The following is a 17,416-nucleotide window of genomic DNA, read 5'->3' on the forward strand; positions in this document are numbered from 1 at the left end:
ACCAGCGTTTACGACGAGGATAGCGGCGAGCTGGTGCTTGATATGCTAAACGACGGCGAAACGAAGCTATTTTTAAAAGGCGGCAAAGGCGGGCTTGGCAACGTGCATTTTAAAAGCTCGATCAATCAAGCCCCCGAATACGCGCAAAAAGGCCTTGAGGGCGAAACGCGCGAGGTGCGGCTGGAGCTTAAGCTCATCGCCGACGTGGGTCTCGTGGGCTTTCCAAACGTAGGTAAAAGCACGCTAATCTCGACCGTCTCAAACGCCAAACCGCAGATCGCAAACTACGAGTTTACCACGCTCACGCCAAAGCTCGGTCTCGTCGAGGTTGATGAATACAGTGGCTTTGTCATGGCCGATATCCCAGGCATAATCGAGGGCGCAAGCGAGGGGCGCGGACTTGGCGTGCAGTTTTTAAAACACGTCGAGCGCACGAAAATTTTGCTTTTTATGCTAGATCTTGCGAACTACCGCAGCCTTGAGGAGCAGTTTGACGCGCTGCGGGCCGAGACGGCGAAATTTTCAGGCGAGCTTGCAAAAAGAGACTACGCGATCGCTCTAACTCGCGCGGACGCGGCCGAAAATTTGCAGGAAAAATTTGACGCTTTTTTGTCGCATTTGGGACTTGCGGGCACGGCTGGCGAGATGAAATTTAAACAAGATATTTATGAGTTTGACGCCGCTAAGCCGTTTTTCGTGATGCCGATCTCCTCGGCGACGGGACAAAATATAAACGAGCTAAAATTTAGCCTGCTTGAGCTGCTTAAAAAGGAGCTGTAGGTTGTGCTAAAGCCGCGCCGCAGAGGGCTTTTGTGAATGCGGGCCTTAAACGCGCCCGTGTATGCGGGTAAATTTTATGTTTATCGCTCGCAAACGCCGCAAAAAGATAAAATTTAAGAAGGCGAAATGAATAAAATTTTTATCCTCGCACTGTTATGCTTCGGCGTATATGCGTGTGATCCCGCCGATCCGGTGCCGAATTTTATGGACTTTAACGATAAAGATCGCGACGGCGCGCTAAGCTTGCAGGAGTGGATGGCGAGCGAGGTGCCGTCTGGGCTGAGAGTAGAGCTAAATTTGCGCTCAGGCTCGGAATTTAAGAGGTTAGACGCTAATCGTGACGGCAAGATTAGCCTGGATGAGCTGGCAGCGAAACCGTCCGCAAAGATTTATTGGTCCGAAGATCCGTGCGCTTTTTGGCCTTGGAAGGATCAAGGCGGAGATGAAAATCAATCCGCCGTCAAATAGCGCGCGGGCGAGTATGGACTCTGGTTTGCTCCACGGTTTACGTAAAATTTTGCTTCACACATTGCCAGCGCCCGCATTATTGCTCGCGCCGCGATTTGACTAAATTTAAAGGAAAAGAATGAATATAGTTTTTATGGGAACGCCCGAGTACGCGGCTAAAATTTTGTGCGCGCTTGCGGAGGCGAAATTTGAGATCGCGGCCGTATTTACGCAGCCTGATAAACCCGCCGGCAGGAAGCAAATTTTAACTCCAAGCGAGGTGAAAACTTACGCGCAGCAGCACCTGCCCGCCGCACCGATCTTTCAGCCTGGGACTTTAAGAGACGAGACGGTCGCAGCTCAGATAAAAGAGCTAAAGCCTGATTTTATCGTGGTTGCCGCATACGGTAAAATTTTGCCGCAGGCTATCCTTGAGCTTGCGCCTTGCATAAACCTGCACGCCTCGATCCTGCCTAAATACCGCGGCGCGAGCCCCATTCAAAGCGCGATCTTGGCGGACGAAAAGCAGACGGGCGTGACGGCGATGCTGATGGATGCGGGGCTTGATACGGGCGATATGCTTGATTTTGCCTACACGCCTTGCGAGGACAAAACGGCGGCGCAGCTGTTTGACGAGCTCGGGGATCTGGCGGGTGAGCTTATCGTGCGAGTGCTGCAAAATTTTGCAAAATTAACGCCGCTAAAGCAAGAGGGCGCGCAGGCAACGCACTGCAAAAAAATAAGCAAATCCGACGGACTTTTTAGCTTCGAGCAGAGCTCGGAGCAAATTTATAATAAATTTCGCGCGCTAACGCCCTGGCCGGGGATTTATCTAGCTAGCGGACTAAAAATCTTGGATTTAGAAATCTTGCGCGAATCCCGCGAGTGCAAATTTGAACGCAAAGGCGAAATTTTAAGCGTCGATAAGCTCGGCTTTGGCGTCGCATGCAGCGAAGGCGCAGTTAAGATTTTAAAGGTGCAAGAGCCGGGCAAAAAGCCCGTAGATGCTAGCGCGTATCTAAACGGCAAGCGGCTAAAGATCGGCGATCTGCTATGCTAGGTTGGGTTTTGAAGGCTCGCGTTTTGCGCCGCACCTTTAGCGTAGAGGCGAAATTCCGTCGCGATCGCGAAGTAAAATTTTACTTCGCGGAATTTCTGGACGAAGCCCTGAAATCGCATTTCTATAAAATTTTAAAATCTCGCTTCTATGCTCTAAAATTTTACGCTCGCAGGAGCTTAAAATTTTGCTTTGGCAGTTGCGGACCTTGCGGCGTCATACTAAACACATACCACTTAAAATTCTGCGATAATACAGCAGAATTTTTACGAGGCGGAGCTTTAAAATTTTATCGCCGTGCTGTCAAAAAGATCCGTATCACCGAAAAATTTAGTAAAATCGCTAAATTTCATCGCACAAAATTCCGCTATGCCGTAAAATTTCATCGTCCGAAATTTCATCTTCTTGCAAAATTTTATCGCAGCGCGGAATTTAAATGCTTACAATATCGTAAAATGAGCGCCTTATTTTACGCAAGGAGCGGGTTTTGCAGATAGAATTTGTAGAGCAGATGCCCTCCACGCAGGAGTTTTTGGTGGATGCCGTGCGGGAGGGCAGAGTAAAGCCGCCCTTCGCGATCGCGGCAGAGCGTCAGATAGCAGGTATCGGCTCGCGCGGCAACGACTGGGAGGGCGCGAGCGGCGATCTTGCCTTTTCGTTTTGCATAGCCCAAACGGATCTGCCCGCGGATGTACCGCTACAATCGGCAAGCATATATTTTGCGATGATTATGCGGGAATTTCTCGCATCGCTCGGTTCGCAGCTTTGGCTGAAATGGCCCAACGATTTTTATCTGGGCGAGCGTAAAATCGGCGGAGCAATGACGAATAAGATTAAAGATAACTTAATTTGCGGCATCGGAATTAATCTAGTCAGTACGCCCGAATATGCGGGAATTTTAGATGTAAAAATCAGCGCAAAAGACGCAATAACGGGCTTTTTCGCGCTATATGAAAATAAAATCTCGTGGAAGCAAATTTTTAGAAATTTTTCGTTACAATTCCAAAAATCGCAAAATTTTAGCGTCCATTTGGGCGGCGAAAAAATTTCGCTTGCGCAGGCGAAACTTTGCGATGACGGATCGATCATAATAAACGAAGAAAGGGTGTATGCTTTAAGATGAGTGAAATAATTACGATAGCAAATCAAAAGGGAGGCGTCGGTAAAACGACGACAGCGGTCAATCTCGCCGCATCTTTGGCGAGCAAGAAAAAGCGCGTATTGCTAATCGATATCGACCCGCAAGCAAACGCCACTACGGGGCTTGGCTTTAACCGCAGCGATTTTGAGTTTAACATCTACCATGTCCTAACGGGGCGCAAGAATATGTCCGAGGTGATCCAAAAAACCGAGCTTGAGTTTATGGATCTGGTGCCGTCAAACATCGGTCTAGTGGGTATCGAGCGCGAAGCGTCTGAGGAGAAGGATTTCAAACTGACGCTGAAAAATAAAATTTCCGAAGTTGCCGATAGATATGATTTTATCATTATCGATTCGCCGCCTACGCTGGGTAGCATCACGGTAAACGCCCTAGCGGCAAGCGATAGCGTCATCATCCCGATTCAGTGCGAATTCTACGCGCTTGAGGGCGTCGCGCTAATCCTAAACACCGTAAAGGTCGTCAAACAAACGGTCAATAAAAATTTAAAAATTCGCGGGTTCTTGCCGACGATGTACAGCTTGCAAAACAACCTAGCAAAAGAAACCGTTGCAAATTTGCGCGAATACTTCGACGATAAGCTCTTTCGCATAGGCAAAACCGACGATTTGGTTATCATTCCGCGCAATATCAAATTGGCTGAAAGCCCAAGCTTCGGCAAACCAGTAATTTTATACGATAAAAAATCCGCCGGCTCCATCGCCTATCAAGACCTTGCCAAATCCATAATGGAGCAAAAATGGGCAAGATAAAAAGAGCGCTCGGACGCGGTCTAGGTGCTATTTTAGAGGACGTCGAGAGTTCGTACAACAAAGAGCTTGAAGGCGGAAACGCGGAAAATTTAATCATCGAAATCGACGTAGATAAAATAGAGCCCAACCCATATCAGCCGCGTTCAAATTTCGACAAAGAAGCGTTAAGAGAGTTAAGCGACAGTATCGCTAGACACGGGCTTATTCAGCCTATCATCGTCATTCAAAAGGACGATTCTTACGTCCTCATCGCCGGCGAGCGACGCTTAAGAGCGACGAAGCTTCTTGGCGAGCGCAAAATCAAGGCCGTAGTCGCGGACATAAAATCTCAAAATTTAAGGGAGCTTGCCCTTATCGAAAATATCCAGCGCGAGGATCTAAACCCGATTGAGCTTGCCAAATCCTACAAGGAGCTGATCGGCGAGTATAGGATTACCCAAGAGGAGCTTGCTGACATTATCAAAAAATCTCGCGTTCAGATTACAAATACGCTTCGCCTGCTAAGCCTTTGCGACGAGGTGCAAGATGCGGTAAGCGCCGATAAAATTTCGCAAGGACATGCCAAAGTGATCGTAGGGCTTGAAAAAGCGGATCAAATTTTGGCTCTAAATACGATTTTAGGACAGCGTCTAAGCGTGAGGGATACCGAAAATTTAGTAAAAAAGCTCAAAGATAAAACAAAGCCGAGGGATAAAAAATCTCGCGGCGGATTTGAAAACTTTAGACCCGAGCTTTTAAAGCTTAAGAGCAAGCTGGATAAATTTGGAAAAATCAGCATTAAAGATCGAAAAATTTCAATAGAATTTAATGAAATTTTACAAATTTCCGAGTTTTTAAAGCGAATCGGATAGCCTTTTATAGTGTATTTTAATTTTTCATATTGTAAAATACACATTTTGTTTAAAACTAACCTAGAGGAGGTGCGATGCTAGATGTAAGTTTGACCGCCATGGCAACGACCATCGTAGTGTTTCTAGCTTTGATCTATTTCTTAAATATTAAGCTTTATAGACCGCTACTTTTACATATGCAAAAGCGCGAAGCCATCATTCAAGAGGACGAAGAGAATGCCAAAAAGAACGCAATGGACGCCGATTCAAACAAAGCCGAGATAGCCAGAGTCTTGGAAGAGGCGCGACTTGAGGCCGCAAAGATCAAACAAGAGGCGATGGATAGCGCTAAGCAGGCCGCAAGCAGAGAGATAGCCGAGAAAAAAGCCGCGATGGAAGATGATTTCAATAAATTTTTAGGCGGCCTGGATGAGCAAAAACAGAGCCTAAAGAGCGATTTGCAAATCAAAATTCCTGAATTTAAAGACGCGCTAAGCGGCGCCTTGGCTAGAATTTAAAGGGCAAATATGAAAAAATATCTACTTTTGTTTATCGTTCCGGCGCTTGTTTTAGCAAGCGGAGGGCACGACGGAGCGAAGGATTACGACGTCGTGTGGAGAACCATAAATTTCGTTTTATTTTTCGGAATTTTGTTTTATCTTTTAAAAGGCCCCGCAAAAGCGGCATATCGCGCCAGGATCGACGGTATCGCATCCAGGCTGGAAGCCAATCAAAGAATTTTAAAAGAATCGCGTGAGCGCAAAGAGCAGGCCAAAAAGGATTTGGAGGCTGCCAGGGTCCAAGGCGCAGCTCTGATCGAAACGGCTAAAAAAGAGATAATCTTCGCCGCCGAAAAGATAAAAAGCTCTACCGAGCAAGAGATTTCAAATTTACAAAAATCTTACGACGAGCAGAAGGATTTTGAGACACGCAAGATCGCAAAAGAGGTCACTAGCGAAATTTTAGAAGACGTTTTTGGGCAAAGCGGCGTTAAATTTGATCAAGACAAACTAGTTCAAATCGTAGAGAAAAAGGCGGTGTGATGTTAGACAATACCTCAAAAAGATACGTAAACGCCCTGATACAAGTCTATAAAAAAGATGAGCTCGGCGCGCTTTTGCAGACGCTAGAGAGCATCGCAAGTGCATTTAAAATTCCTAAATTTCAAGACATAATCAAATCCCCGATGCTCAAGGACGAGCCGAAGGTGGAGCTGATCACGTCGTTTATAAAAAATCCAAGCGAAAAGATTGTAAATTTTATCAAGCTACTAGCTAAAAACGGACGCATTGCGCTGATCCCGCAGATAGTTGAGGATCTGCGCAAAAACATCTCCGCTTTGGATAATAAATATCTAGGTAAGATCTATTGTAGCCGCGATATCGACGACGCAAAGATCAGAGATTTAGAGGATAAAATTTCAAAGAAATTTAACGCCGATATCAAACTTGAGCCGGTAAAAAGCGAGCTTGACGGTATCAAGATAGAGGTCGAGGATCTGGGTTTTGAGATTAGTTTTTCTGTCGATAGATTGAAACAAAAAATGAGTGAATATATTTTAAAAGCAATTTAAAGGAGTAGAGCGTGGGTGCGAAAATTAAAGCAGATGAAATCAGTAGCATAATTAAAGAGCGAATCGAGAGCTTTGATCTTAGCGTTGATGTCGAAGAGACTGGCAGGGTCGTTTCCGTTGCCGACGGTGTTGCCAATGTTTACGGCTTAAAAAACGTAATGGCCAACGAGATGCTTGAGTTTGAAAACGGAGCTCGCGGCATCGCGTTAAATTTAGAGGAGAGCAGCGTCGGTATCGTTATTTTGGGCGATACTAGCGGCATAAACGAGGGAAGCAGCGTAAAAAGACTAGGCAAACTACTTCGCGTGCCTGTGGGCGATGCTATGATCGGTCGCGTGGTAAACGCTCTAGGCGAGCCGATCGACGGCAAAGGCGCGATAGAGACTAGCGATACCAGATTCGTCGAAGAAAAGGCCAAAGGCATTATGGCTCGTAAATCCGTTCACGAGCCGCTTCAGACCGGCCTTAAGGCGATCGACGCGCTAGTGCCGATCGGCCGCGGACAGCGCGAGCTCATCATCGGTGACCGCCAAACCGGTAAAACCACCGTCGCCGTCGATACCATCATCAACCAAAAGGGTCAAGACGTCGTTTGTATCTACGTAGCGATCGGACAGAAGCAATCCACCGTCGCACAAGTCGTTAAAAAGCTTGAGGAATACGGCGCGATGGATTATACGATCGTTGTCGCCGCAAACGCTAGCGAAGCGGCTGCGCTTCAATATCTAGCGCCTTATTCGGGCTGCACTATGGGCGAGTATTTCAGAGATAACTCTCGCCACGCGCTTATCATCTACGATGATCTTAGTAAACACGCGGTTGCGTATCGCGAGATGTCGCTTATCTTGCGCCGTCCGCCGGGACGCGAGGCGTATCCGGGCGACGTATTCTACCTACACTCCCGTTTGCTTGAGCGCGCTAGCAAGCTAAGCGACGCATTGGGCGCAGGTAGCCTAACGGCACTTCCTATCATCGAGACGCAGGCGGGCGACGTTTCGGCATATATCCCTACGAACGTCATCTCTATCACCGACGGTCAAATTTTCTTGGAGTCGGGCCTGTTTAACTCGGGAATTCGTCCGGCGATCAACGTGGGTCTTTCGGTTAGTCGCGTCGGCGGTTCTGCGCAGATTAAAGCGATCAAAAAGGTCTCCGGAACCTTGCGTCTGGATCTTGCTCAATACCGCGAGCTTCAGGCGTTTGCGCAGTTTGCGAGCGACTTGGACGAGAGTAGCCGCAAGCAGCTGGATCGCGGACAAAGAATGGTCGAAATTTTAAAGCAACCTCCTTACTCGCCGCTTCCGGTCGAAAATCAAGTGGTTATTATTTTTGCGGGAAGCCGCGGATTTTTGGACGACATACCCGTAAGCTCGATCGGTAAATTTGAAGCCGAGCTCTATCCGTATATCGAGGCGAAATATCCTGAAATTTTTGAAGAGATCAGAAGCAAAAAAACCCTCGAAAAAGATCTGGAAGAAAATTTAATCAAGGCATTAAATGACTTTAAAGCGACGTTTGCCGCTTAAAAGGGCTAAATTATGGCAAATTTAAAAGATATAAAGCTACAGATCAAGAGCGTCAAAAATACGGAGAAGACCACCAAGGCTATGAAGCTGGTCTCTAACGTTAAGCTCAAAAACACCAAAGAGGCGGCGATGCGATCGCGCGCTTATGCGGTAAAGATCAACGAGGTTTTGAGTAAAATTTCGGCGCATATGAAAGAGTACGTAGCCGGCAACGCAGGCAACGACGAAAAGCTTAAAATTTTCGATACCACGCGAGAAGTAAAGGTGGTCGATCTGCTATTTATCACCGCAGACAAAGGGCTTTGCGGCGGTTTTAATATCAACACCATCAAAAAGATCAAAGCTCTGATCGAGGAATTTAAAGCTAAAAAGATCAAAGTCCGCCTTCGCGCCGTCGGTAAAAAGGGGATAGAGTATTTCGATTTTCAGGGCGTCGAGCTTTTGGAGCGATATATAGGCGTGAGCTCCTCTCCGTCGTCCGATAAAGCCAACGAGATCGTTCAAGCCGCGGTTAAGGATTTTAACGAAGGTAGGACCGACGAGGTCATACTCATTCACAACGGCTATTTGAATATGATCTCTCAGGAGATGCGCGTCAATACTTTAGTTCCTATCGGCGAACCTAGTATAGATGAAAATTCTATAAAAAACGCCTCCACTATGGAGATCGAGGTGCTGTCCCCGGAGGATGAAGAAATTTTGATGCTAAATTTAATCCAGAGCTATCTTAGCTACAGCATGTATTACGCGCTGATCGACTCTTTGGCCGCGGAGCACTGCTCTAGAATGAACGCTATGGAAAATGCGACCAACAACGCTAAAGAGCGCGTATCGCAGCTAAATTTAGCATACAATAAAGCCAGACAAGGCTCTATCACGACCGAGCTTATCGAGATCATAAGCGGCGTGGAATCAATGAAGTGAAAGGAGAATGGATGAAAGGAATAATTTCTCAGGTAATGGGTCCGGTAGTCGATGTCGATTTTAAGGACTACTTGCCGAAAATCAACGAAGCTATCGAGGTTAAATTTGACGTAGAAGGAAGCCACAGAAGGCTTGTCCTCGAAGTAGCCGCACACCTTGGAGACAACCGCGTCCGTACGATCGCTATGGATATGAGCGACGGACTAAAGCGAGGACTCGAGGCCGTGGCTCTCGGCGCGCCTATTACGGTGCCGGTGGGTGAAAAGGTCTTGGGTAGAATTTTTAACGTCACGGGCGATCTAATCGACGAGGGCGAGGATGAGAAATTTGAAACTCGCTGGTCGATCCACAGAGATCCGCCAAGCTTTGAGGATCAAAGCACGAAGAGCGAAATTTTTGAAACCGGCATCAAGGTCGTCGATCTGCTTGCTCCTTACGCAAAGGGTGGCAAGGTAGGACTATTCGGCGGTGCGGGCGTCGGCAAGACCGTTATTATTATGGAGCTAATCCACAACGTCGCTTTCAAACACAGCGGCTACTCCGTATTTGCAGGCGTCGGCGAGCGAACGAGAGAGGGAAACGACCTTTATAACGAGATGAAAGAATCGGGCGTTTTGGATAAAGTCGCCTTGACCTACGGCCAGATGAACGAGCCGCCGGGAGCGAGAAATCGTATCGCGCTAACCGGTCTTACGATGGCTGAGTATTTCCGAGACGAGCTAGGGCTTGACGTTTTGATGTTTATCGATAATATCTTCCGCTTCTCGCAATCGGGTTCGGAGATGTCCGCGCTTTTAGGACGAATTCCATCTGCGGTCGGTTATCAGCCTACCCTTGCTAGCGAAATGGGTAAACTGCAAGAGCGAATTACTTCTACAAAGAAGGGCTCCATTACCTCCGTTCAGGCCGTTTACGTGCCTGCGGACGACCTTACCGATCCGGCGCCGGCGACCGTTTTTGCGCACCTTGATGCGACGACCGTTCTAAACAGAGCGATCGCCGAAAAAGGAATTTATCCTGCCGTCGATCCGCTTGATTCGACCTCAAGAATGCTCGATCCGCAAATCATCGGCGAGGAGCATTATAAAGTCGCTCGCGGAGTCCAAGCGGTGCTTCAAAAATACAAAGATTTGCAGGATATCATCGCGATTTTAGGTATGGATGAGCTTAGCGAAGAGGATAAACTCGTAGTCGAGCGTGCTAGAAAGATCGAGCGCTACCTATCTCAGCCGTTTTTCGTCGCCGAGGTATTTACCGGAAGCCCCGGTAAATATATCTCGCTAGAGGAGACTATCGCCGGATTTAAGGGAATTTTAGAGGGCAAATACGACGATCTGCCGGAAAATGCCTTTTACATGGTAGGAAATATCGACGAGGTAGTGGCAAAAGCTGAAAAGATGAAAGCATAGGAATTTTAAGATGAAAGAATTTTTGCTTTTAGATATCGTTACGCCCGAAGGAATGGTCTTTTCGGGCGAAGTTAAATCCGTCCAGCTGCCAGGTATTACCGGCGAGCTAGGCGTTTTGCCCGGGCATGCGAGCCTACTAACGGGACTTAAAGATAAAAGCGAAGGCGGAGTCGTCGAGATCGTGGATAGAGATGGCAAAAAGCAGCTTGTTTTGGTAAATGACGGATTTTTAGAAGTTGATGAAGAAAAAACTACTATCTTAGCCACCCGAGCCGTAGCTATCGGCGGCGATAGCGAGAATGCGGTCGCGAAGTCTTTACAGCGAGCTAAAGATCTACTTGCATCGATAAGCTCGGATACGGCAAATTCTGCGGCGATTATGGCTAGAGTAGACGAATTCGCAAGGCAAAGTTAAGTATGTTAGATCTGATTTTAAGTTATTTTACAAGAAGCACGTTTATTACTATATTCGTGCTTTCTTGGCTATCCATCTATTTTATCGTTACTTTTACGATCTTGATTTCCAGATACGCAGGTCTTAGCGCATGGCAGCATCGCGAAGCTAAGGCGCTAGAATCCCTTTTAATGGGCGGCAGGATTTCGCTCTCCGGCTCCATCTTTCAAAAGATAAACACAGAAAAAATTTCAAAAGAGGCTCTCGCTATTTATAAGGGCAAGGCAGAGCGAGATTCCACTAGCGGACTTACGTGGCTATCTATCATCGCTTCTACATCGCCTTTTATCGGGCTATTCGGTACGGTCGTTAGTATCCTAGATACCTTTTCGAAGCTTGGCGGCGGAAATTCCGGTATCGAGACTATCGCTCCCGCGATTAGCGAGGCGCTGGTTGCCACCGGATGCGGAATTTTCGTAGCGATCCCCGCTTATACTTTTAGTCTGCTTATTAAACGCAAAGCCTACGAAGTGATGAGTATCATCAGCCGTACAGCAGATATTTTGCTATTTAAAGCAAATACCGGAAAAGCTATTTAATGTATAACTTCGATGAAAATCCAGAGCTTAATATCACGCCGCTCGTTGATATTATGCTCGTTCTGCTGGCGATTTTGATGGTTGCACAAACGGCGATAATCTACGACGAAAAGATCGAGCTACCTAGCGGCTCAAAGGCACAAGTCTCGCAGAATACGGCGGAATTTTTACTGGTTCGTATAGGTGAGGATCGCAAAGTCTATATCGATAGAAGCTCGATGAGCCTGGCGGAATTGCCCGACAATCTCGTGCTTATCAAAGGCACGGGCAAGTATAGCTTAGATAAGCCCGTTTTCATCCAAGCCGATAAAAGGCTTATTTACGACGACGTTATGTTTGTTTTAAAGACTTTGAAACAAGCCGGCTTTACGAAAGTCGCACTTCAAACAAATGGCTAATTATTCAAATTTTACGGGGGTTAGATACGATAATTTCAAATCGTTTCTGATCGCCGTTTTTACCTATCTGATGGTTGTTTTTATTCTACTTTATCAAATTTCCAGACCGCAGGAAAAATTTAAAAAATATACGGACAATCCAAACGATTATATGGACGTTACTTTTGATTTTGAAATAGATGATAAACTACCCTCCGCGCCTGAAATCGCCAAAGAAACGAAGCAGGGCGAGCTTGATAACAAGCAAATAAAGGATGTAGAGGAGGATAAGATAAAAACTACGGCGCAGGTCGTCGCTCCACCGCCGCCTAGTAAAACGCAAGAGCCCCAAAAGCCTAAAGAGGAGCCAAAACCCGAGCCTAAAAAAGAGGAGCCCAAGGCGGAGCCAAAGAAGGAAGAGCCTAAGCCCGAACCCAAGGTAGAGGATCAGCCGGCTGAAAAGACGGTGGAGAAAAAGGAAGAGGCGAAGCCTGAGCCGAAAAAAGAGGAAAAACCGAGCTTGAGCGATCTTTTTTCGGATACGACTAAGGACAATAAGAAGCTTGAGGAAAGCGCCAAAGCTAGCGATGCGGTTCAGAGCAATAAAAAGTCCGATAAAGAAACCGCCACTTCTAGCGCCAAGGACAAAGCGGCATCCAAAAATGCCATCGTTAAATCCGATAAGCTAGGCGGTAGGACGCAAAGGACGGGAGAATTTAACGCCTATTTTGGTGCGATAGAAAAGAAGCTTCAGGTTTTATGGAGTAGGTACGTAGCGACCACGAAAGATGATGCGACGATTAAGATAATTTTCGGTGCAGACGGACGGGTTGTGGATTATAAAATCATCGAGCTCGGACGCGAGACGGAATTTAACCAGAAACTGCGAGATTTTTTGGACAATCTTTCGACACAGAGCTTCCCGAAGTCTCCAGACGGAGCGTCGCATGAGATCGAGACTAAGATGTCCGACGTGATGAAGTCGAATTAGAATTTTGTAAGGAAAAGAGTGAAAAAACTTTTTAGTATTTTTGTGTTTTGCTGTATGCTTTTTGCAGAAGATGTGGATTCTGCTAAAAATTCTACCTCTTCAAATTTAAACATCGAAATTCAAAATTCTAAATTAAAGGCTTATTACGGAGAGATTGCAAAAAAGATGGAAGATCTATGGCTAAAACAAGATCCTACCACTAACGATAGCGCGATGATTGAGGTTACTTTCGGCGCAGACGGACGAGTAACGGATTATAAAATCATCGAGCTAGGGCGCGATATAAAATTTAATCAAAAGCTTAATGATTTTTTAAAAGGGCTTTCAGAGCAAAATTTTTCAAAATCACCGGACAATAAACCTCATGAACTTAATATGAGATTATCCGAGATTATGAAATCAAATTAAATTTAAAGGAGAAAAGATGAAAAAACTGCTTATGATTCTTGCATTTTGCGGCAGCCTTTTTGCCGTGGATGCGACGATGTCTATCGTGAACGAAGGGGTAAATTTACCTAAAATCATCGTTCAAGACGCATCAAACATTCCAAATTCGGAATTTAGCAATAAATTCTTCAAACTGATGGTGGGCGACCTGAAGGTAGGCGCTACTTTCGAGGTTAGCGACGAGTATCTGCAAAGCAGCTACGATGCGGACGCCTCCGGCAATCTCGGCTCTAGCGGCGCCGCTCTTATCGTACGCTACGCGGTAAGCGAGAAAAGCTCGCCGATGAGTCTAAAAGCCAAAGTGCTTGAGGCAAACAGCGGCAGGGTAATGTATGAGAAGAACTTTACGCTTTCAAATGCCGAAAAGTATCCGTTTTTAGCGCATATGGCGGTATCTGAGATCGTTAAGCAGCTAGGGTATTCAAATGTCGATTGGATGAAGGAGATGATTCTGCTATCGCGCTATACTTCGACGCGCGAAAGCGAGATCATGGTGGCGGATTATACGCTTACCTATCAGCAGGTAGTGCTTCGCGGCGGATTAAATATCTTCCCTAAATGGGCAAGCGCGGCTCAGAATGAATTTTATTACACCTACTACGTCAATAAAAATACGCCCGCTATCTATAAATTTAATCTATCTAATGGCAGCAAGAGTAAAATTTTTACCGGCCACGGCATGACGATCGCATCGGATGTCAGCGCAGACGGCAGAAAGCTTCTCATTACAAACGCACCTAAAGATCAACCCGACGTGTATGTTTACGATATAGCTTCCGGCTCCGCTAAACAGGTCACAAACTATCCCGGCATCGACGTCAATGGAAATTTTATCGACGGCGATTCGCGCATAGCGTTTGTTAGCGATCGTTTGGGCTATCCGAACGTATTTGCTACCAGCGTAAACGGCGGAAACGTAGAGCAGCTCGTATATCACGGTAAAAACAATAACTCCATCAGCACCAACGGCAACTATATTACTTATTCCAGTCGCGACGGCGGAGGCGGATTCAATATCTATTTAATCTCCACCAAAACCGATATGATACGCCAGCTAACAGCCAGCGGAAAAAATATGTTTCCTAGATTTTCCAGCGACGGCGGTAGCATCATGTTTATCAAGCAGGACGGCGGCGGCAGTTCTGTAGGCATTATCAGAGTTAATGAGAATAAAAGCTTCCAATTTCCGTTAAGAATCGGTAAAATTCAGTCCGTTGATTGGTAAAATATTAAAAAACTCTATGATATAATGACTTCAATTTTTTTGAAAGGATAGGAAATGAAACATTTAGTTTTATCTTCGATAGCAGTTGCTGCTCTATTATTGAGCGGTTGTTCTAAAAAAACTCCAGAGGTTGATTCTTCAAACTCAAATAATGGAGACAGACTAGCTGCTTTGGCCGCTCAGATCCAAAGCGAGGTAGGCACAGTTTATTTCGACTTTGATAAATTTAATATTAGAGCCGATCAACAAGGCACAATCAATAACAATGCAGCTCTATTTAACCAAGCAGGTGCAGAGGCTCTAACTGTTAAAGTTGAGGGTAACTGCGACGAGTGGGGTTCTGACGAGTACAACTACGCTCTTGGTCTAAAGAGAGCTACTGCAGCTAAAGATGCATTAGTTGCTCAAGGCGTAAGCGAGGGCAGAATTTCCGTAGTGAGCTACGGCGAGAGCAACATGGTTTGCACAGAGCATTCTAAAGAGTGCGATGCTCAAAATAGACGCGACGAATTCAAAGTTGGTTTCTAATTTGAAATTTAAAAATTTTACGGTGGTAGCTCTTTTGGGAGCTGCCACCTTTTTAAATGCCGAAACTTCCGCATTTAGCGCAGGCAGTATCGACTCCGGAAGCTCTTATGGGCTTACCGAGAATGAGCAAGTATTGCGCGACAATCGCAAGCGCATAAGCGAGATGCAGTCTAGCGTTGATAGTACTCGCGAGAGCGTAGAAGGCTTGCGTACAGTGCTTGAAGGTACTAACTCCCAAATTTCAAAACTTGAAAGCAGAGTAGCGGATCTAGAGATTCGCGCTACCGGCAAAAGCCAAGGCAGCAGCGAGCTAGATCAGATGAAACGAGATATCGCTACTATAAAAGCTCAAATCGCAGAGATTAATAAAAAATTAGGCAGCGGCGGCAGCGTAAAAAAAAACGCTGAATTAGACGCAAGCACTGCCCCGGCTCCCGCTAGCACAAAAACAGATTCCGATTTTAAATCAAAAGATCAGGCTTCGGTGTTGAAAGAGGCCGATGCTTTATATGCTAAAAAAGACTATTCCGGCGCAAAAGAGCGCTACACCTATCTAGTATCCAAAAATTACAAGCCAGCGAAGGCAAACTATATGCTGGGCGAAATTTCATATTTTTCCGGCTCATACGCAGAAGCGATAAACTATTACAAAAAGAGCATCTCGCACAACGAGAGCCAAGACTACACCCCAAAACTTCTTTATCACACCGCGATCAGCTTCGATAAGATAGGCGATAAAGACAGCGCAGACAAATTCTACAAAGCGCTAAAGGCTTCATATCCGGACTCCAAAGAAGCCAAAGCCGCGCCCACTAGATAATCTAAATTTAAATACAAACTCAAAATAAAATTCTAAACAGGAGAAAACTATGGCTAACAACCGAGTTATAAAGATGCATTACGAGCTAAAAGACGGCAAAACCGGTGAAATTTTAGAATCAAATTTAAACTCCGATCCGATCACCTTTCTTAGCGGCAAAGATCAAATCATCCAAAAGCTGGAAGATGAAATTTTAAATCTACAAGCGGGCGAGAGCAAAACGGTTCTAATAAGCCTGAGCGACGGGGTCGGCGAGTATAGAGAAGACGCCGTGCAGATCCTGCCTAAAGAGCAGTTTGCGGGCATCGATCTGGTCGTCGGTATGGAGCTTTTCGGTCAGGCGGAGGACGGCGCAACTACCCGCGTGAGCGTCAAAGCTATCGGCGAGCAGGACGTTACCATCGATTTCAACCACCCATTCGCGGGCAAGGAGCTGGAATTTAACGTAAAAATCGTCGAAAACCGCGAAGCGACGGCGGACGAAATTCTTACCGGCCAGCCGGAGGGTGCTCACAGCTGCGGCTGCGGACATAATCATCACGAGGGGCACGAGTGCTGCGGCGGACACGGACACGATCACGCAGAAGATCACGAGTGTTGCGGAGGCCATGGGCATGCAGACGGTCATGAATGCTGCGGAGGTCACGATCACGGGAAAGATCACGAGTGCTGCGGCGGGCACCATCACGAGCATTAGGACTTTTTTATGAAATTTACTTTTATCTTCCCAGGGCAGGGCTGCCAAAGCGTAGGCATGGGCAGGGAGCTTTATGAGAACTCCGCCTCTGCGCGCGCGCTTTTGGATGAAGCTTCAAGTTTTACCGGCATCGATTTTAAAAATTTACTGTTTGAGCCTAGTGACAAGCTCGACATTTCGGAATTTACGCAGCCTGCGATTGCATTAAATTCTATGATGGCGCTTGCGGCGCTGCAAGAAAGAGCGGATCAAGAAAAGCTTAACATCGCTCCGCAGTTTTTGCTCGGACACTCGCTGGGCGAGTTTAGCGCGCTAAGCGCTGCGGGAGGCATAGAGTCGAAGCAGATGCTAAAGCTAGTAAATATTCGCGGCAGGCTAATGCAGAGCGCCTGCGAGGGCAAAGGCGCCGGAATGATGGTGATCTTGGCTCTTGCCGACGAGGCGGTTGAAAAAATTTGCGCGGATGCGACGAGCGCAGGCAAACAGGTTTGGGCGGCGAATTATAACTGCGACGGGCAGATCGTAGTCGCGGGCAAAAAAGATGATCTCGCAGCGCTCGAGGGCGAGTTTAAAGCCGCGGGTGCAAAGCGCGCAATGCTACTGAATATGAGTGTCGCGAGCCACTGCCCGATGCTAGGGAGTGCTAGCGACGAGCTTTTGGAATTTTTGCGCCCCGCGTTAAAAGAGAGCTTTGCCCCCGTCATCGCTAACGCCACGGCGCGCGCATACAGGACAAAATCCGAAGCGCTAGAGCTGCTGAAAGCCCAGCTTATCGGCCCCGTACTTTACAAGCAAAGTATCAAAAATTACGAGGACGCGGCAGATTGCTTCGTCGAGTTCGGCGCGGTGGTTTTAAAAGGGATAAACAAAAAGATCACGCA

The 17,416-nt window shown here is 46.6% G+C and carries 22 protein-coding genes; all 22 read left to right on the forward strand.

What is annotated here, in order from left to right; all coding sequences use genetic code 11:
* The coding region (locus tag Q0438_RS10200) for a GTPase (protein ID WP_299190615.1) at window positions 1–780 on the forward strand (780 nt) is incomplete at its 5' end.
* Window positions 781–906: 126 nt separating this feature from the next.
* Complete coding sequence (locus Q0438_RS10205; protein ID WP_299190616.1) at window positions 907–1,248, forward strand: hypothetical protein; 342 nt, start codon at window positions 907–909, stop codon at window positions 1,246–1,248.
* A 118-nt stretch (window positions 1,249–1,366) separates the two neighbouring features.
* Complete coding sequence (gene fmt / locus Q0438_RS10210) at window positions 1,367–2,287, forward strand: methionyl-tRNA formyltransferase (protein WP_299190617.1); 921 nt, start codon at window positions 1,367–1,369, stop codon at window positions 2,285–2,287.
* 484 nt (window positions 2,288–2,771) lie between these two features.
* Window positions 2,772–3,407, forward strand: a complete 636-nt coding sequence (locus Q0438_RS10215) for a biotin--[acetyl-CoA-carboxylase] ligase (RefSeq protein WP_299190618.1) — start codon at window positions 2,772–2,774, stop codon at window positions 3,405–3,407.
* Window positions 3,404–4,195: an AAA family ATPase gene (locus Q0438_RS10220; RefSeq protein WP_299190619.1), complete on the forward strand. Its 792-nt coding sequence runs from the start codon at window positions 3,404–3,406 to the stop codon at window positions 4,193–4,195. The genes Q0438_RS10215 and Q0438_RS10220 overlap by 4 nt, the downstream gene beginning before the upstream one ends.
* Entirely contained in the window at window positions 4,183–5,046 is an 864-nt protein-coding gene (locus Q0438_RS10225) for a ParB/RepB/Spo0J family partition protein (RefSeq protein ID WP_299190620.1), read from the forward strand. The genes Q0438_RS10220 and Q0438_RS10225 overlap by 13 nt, the downstream gene beginning before the upstream one ends.
* A 74-nt stretch (window positions 5,047–5,120) precedes the next feature.
* On the forward strand, window positions 5,121–5,543 hold the full coding sequence (locus Q0438_RS10230; RefSeq protein WP_297915456.1) for a F0F1 ATP synthase subunit B': 423 nt from the start codon (window positions 5,121–5,123) through the stop codon (window positions 5,541–5,543).
* A gap of 9 nt (window positions 5,544–5,552) precedes the next feature.
* Window positions 5,553–6,068, forward strand: coding sequence for a F0F1 ATP synthase subunit B (locus Q0438_RS10235; RefSeq protein ID WP_299190621.1), 516 nt, complete (start codon window positions 5,553–5,555; stop codon window positions 6,066–6,068).
* The gene (locus tag Q0438_RS10240) at window positions 6,068–6,598 is read left to right on the forward strand and encodes a F0F1 ATP synthase subunit delta (RefSeq protein WP_299190622.1); all 531 of its coding nucleotides are present in this window, start codon (window positions 6,068–6,070) and stop codon (window positions 6,596–6,598) included. Before Q0438_RS10235 ends, Q0438_RS10240 begins: the two co-directional genes overlap by 1 nt.
* A gap of 11 nt (window positions 6,599–6,609) precedes the next feature.
* Entirely contained in the window at window positions 6,610–8,124 is a 1,515-nt protein-coding gene (gene atpA / locus Q0438_RS10245; RefSeq protein ID WP_299190623.1) for a F0F1 ATP synthase subunit alpha, read from the forward strand.
* A gap of 12 nt (window positions 8,125–8,136) precedes the next feature.
* Window positions 8,137–9,048, forward strand: a complete 912-nt coding sequence (gene atpG / locus Q0438_RS10250; RefSeq protein WP_299190624.1) for an ATP synthase F1 subunit gamma — start codon at window positions 8,137–8,139, stop codon at window positions 9,046–9,048.
* 11 nt (window positions 9,049–9,059) lie between these two features.
* Entirely contained in the window at window positions 9,060–10,457 is a 1,398-nt protein-coding gene (atpD, locus tag Q0438_RS10255; protein ID WP_299190625.1) for a F0F1 ATP synthase subunit beta, read from the forward strand.
* A 10-nt stretch (window positions 10,458–10,467) separates the two neighbouring features.
* On the forward strand, window positions 10,468–10,872 hold the full coding sequence (gene atpC, locus Q0438_RS10260; protein ID WP_299190626.1) for an ATP synthase F1 subunit epsilon: 405 nt from the start codon (window positions 10,468–10,470) through the stop codon (window positions 10,870–10,872).
* 2 nt (window positions 10,873–10,874) lie between these two features.
* Window positions 10,875–11,450 carry a MotA/TolQ/ExbB proton channel family protein gene (locus Q0438_RS10265; protein WP_299190627.1) on the forward strand — a complete coding sequence of 192 codons (576 nt, stop codon included), beginning with the start codon at window positions 10,875–10,877 and terminating at the stop codon, window positions 11,448–11,450.
* Entirely contained in the window at window positions 11,450–11,848 is a 399-nt protein-coding gene (locus Q0438_RS10270) for a biopolymer transporter ExbD (RefSeq protein WP_299190628.1), read from the forward strand. The genes Q0438_RS10265 and Q0438_RS10270 overlap by 1 nt, the downstream gene beginning before the upstream one ends.
* The gene (locus tag Q0438_RS10275) at window positions 11,841–12,818 is read left to right on the forward strand and encodes a TonB C-terminal domain-containing protein (protein ID WP_299190629.1); all 978 of its coding nucleotides are present in this window, start codon (window positions 11,841–11,843) and stop codon (window positions 12,816–12,818) included. The genes Q0438_RS10270 and Q0438_RS10275 overlap by 8 nt, the downstream gene beginning before the upstream one ends.
* Before the next feature lie 18 nt (window positions 12,819–12,836).
* Window positions 12,837–13,226 (forward strand): TonB C-terminal domain-containing protein, encoded by a 390-nt coding sequence (locus Q0438_RS10280; protein ID WP_299190631.1) that lies wholly within the window; start codon window positions 12,837–12,839, stop codon window positions 13,224–13,226.
* Window positions 13,227–13,242: 16 nt separating this feature from the next.
* On the forward strand, window positions 13,243–14,490 hold the full coding sequence (gene tolB / locus Q0438_RS10285; RefSeq protein ID WP_299190632.1) for a Tol-Pal system protein TolB: 1,248 nt from the start codon (window positions 13,243–13,245) through the stop codon (window positions 14,488–14,490).
* Window positions 14,491–14,544: 54 nt separating this feature from the next.
* Window positions 14,545–15,018, forward strand: a complete 474-nt coding sequence (locus Q0438_RS10290; RefSeq protein WP_299190634.1) for an OmpA family protein — start codon at window positions 14,545–14,547, stop codon at window positions 15,016–15,018.
* On the forward strand, window positions 14,978–15,838 hold the full coding sequence (locus Q0438_RS10295; protein ID WP_299190636.1) for a tetratricopeptide repeat protein: 861 nt from the start codon (window positions 14,978–14,980) through the stop codon (window positions 15,836–15,838). Before Q0438_RS10290 ends, Q0438_RS10295 begins: the two co-directional genes overlap by 41 nt.
* Window positions 15,839–15,887: 49 nt before the next feature.
* Window positions 15,888–16,535, forward strand: coding sequence for an FKBP-type peptidyl-prolyl cis-trans isomerase (locus Q0438_RS10300; protein ID WP_299190637.1), 648 nt, complete (start codon window positions 15,888–15,890; stop codon window positions 16,533–16,535).
* 9 nt (window positions 16,536–16,544) lie between these two features.
* Window positions 16,545–17,416, forward strand: an 872-nt coding sequence (gene fabD / locus Q0438_RS10305) for an ACP S-malonyltransferase (RefSeq protein WP_299190639.1), incomplete at its 3' end; no start/stop codon positions are given.

This window comes from uncultured Campylobacter sp., from assembly GCF_938030785.1.
Lineage (GTDB): Bacteria > Campylobacterota > Campylobacteria > Campylobacterales > Campylobacteraceae > Campylobacter_B.

Coding starts and splice junctions, on each gene's coding strand:
- Q0438_RS10205 (WP_299190616.1), top strand. CDS start 907: ATGAATAAAATTTTTATCCTCGCACTGTTATGCTTCGGCGTATATGCG.
- fmt (WP_299190617.1), top strand. CDS start 1,367: ATGAATATAGTTTTTATGGGAACGCCCGAGTACGCGGCTAAAATTTTG.
- Q0438_RS10220 (WP_299190619.1), top strand. CDS start 3,404: ATGAGTGAAATAATTACGATAGCAAATCAAAAGGGAGGCGTCGGTAAA.
- Q0438_RS10225 (WP_299190620.1), top strand. CDS start 4,183: ATGGGCAAGATAAAAAGAGCGCTCGGACGCGGTCTAGGTGCTATTTTA.
- Q0438_RS10230 (WP_297915456.1), top strand. CDS start 5,121: ATGCTAGATGTAAGTTTGACCGCCATGGCAACGACCATCGTAGTGTTT.
- Q0438_RS10235 (WP_299190621.1), top strand. CDS start 5,553: ATGAAAAAATATCTACTTTTGTTTATCGTTCCGGCGCTTGTTTTAGCA.
- Q0438_RS10240 (WP_299190622.1), top strand. CDS start 6,068: ATGTTAGACAATACCTCAAAAAGATACGTAAACGCCCTGATACAAGTC.
- atpG (WP_299190624.1), top strand. CDS start 8,137: ATGGCAAATTTAAAAGATATAAAGCTACAGATCAAGAGCGTCAAAAAT.
- atpD (WP_299190625.1), top strand. CDS start 9,060: ATGAAAGGAATAATTTCTCAGGTAATGGGTCCGGTAGTCGATGTCGAT.
- atpC (WP_299190626.1), top strand. CDS start 10,468: ATGAAAGAATTTTTGCTTTTAGATATCGTTACGCCCGAAGGAATGGTC.
- Q0438_RS10265 (WP_299190627.1), top strand. CDS start 10,875: ATGTTAGATCTGATTTTAAGTTATTTTACAAGAAGCACGTTTATTACT.
- Q0438_RS10270 (WP_299190628.1), top strand. CDS start 11,450: ATGTATAACTTCGATGAAAATCCAGAGCTTAATATCACGCCGCTCGTT.
- Q0438_RS10275 (WP_299190629.1), top strand. CDS start 11,841: ATGGCTAATTATTCAAATTTTACGGGGGTTAGATACGATAATTTCAAA.
- tolB (WP_299190632.1), top strand. CDS start 13,243: ATGAAAAAACTGCTTATGATTCTTGCATTTTGCGGCAGCCTTTTTGCC.
- Q0438_RS10290 (WP_299190634.1), top strand. CDS start 14,545: ATGAAACATTTAGTTTTATCTTCGATAGCAGTTGCTGCTCTATTATTG.
- Q0438_RS10295 (WP_299190636.1), top strand. CDS start 14,978: ATGCTCAAAATAGACGCGACGAATTCAAAGTTGGTTTCTAATTTGAAA.
- Q0438_RS10300 (WP_299190637.1), top strand. CDS start 15,888: ATGGCTAACAACCGAGTTATAAAGATGCATTACGAGCTAAAAGACGGC.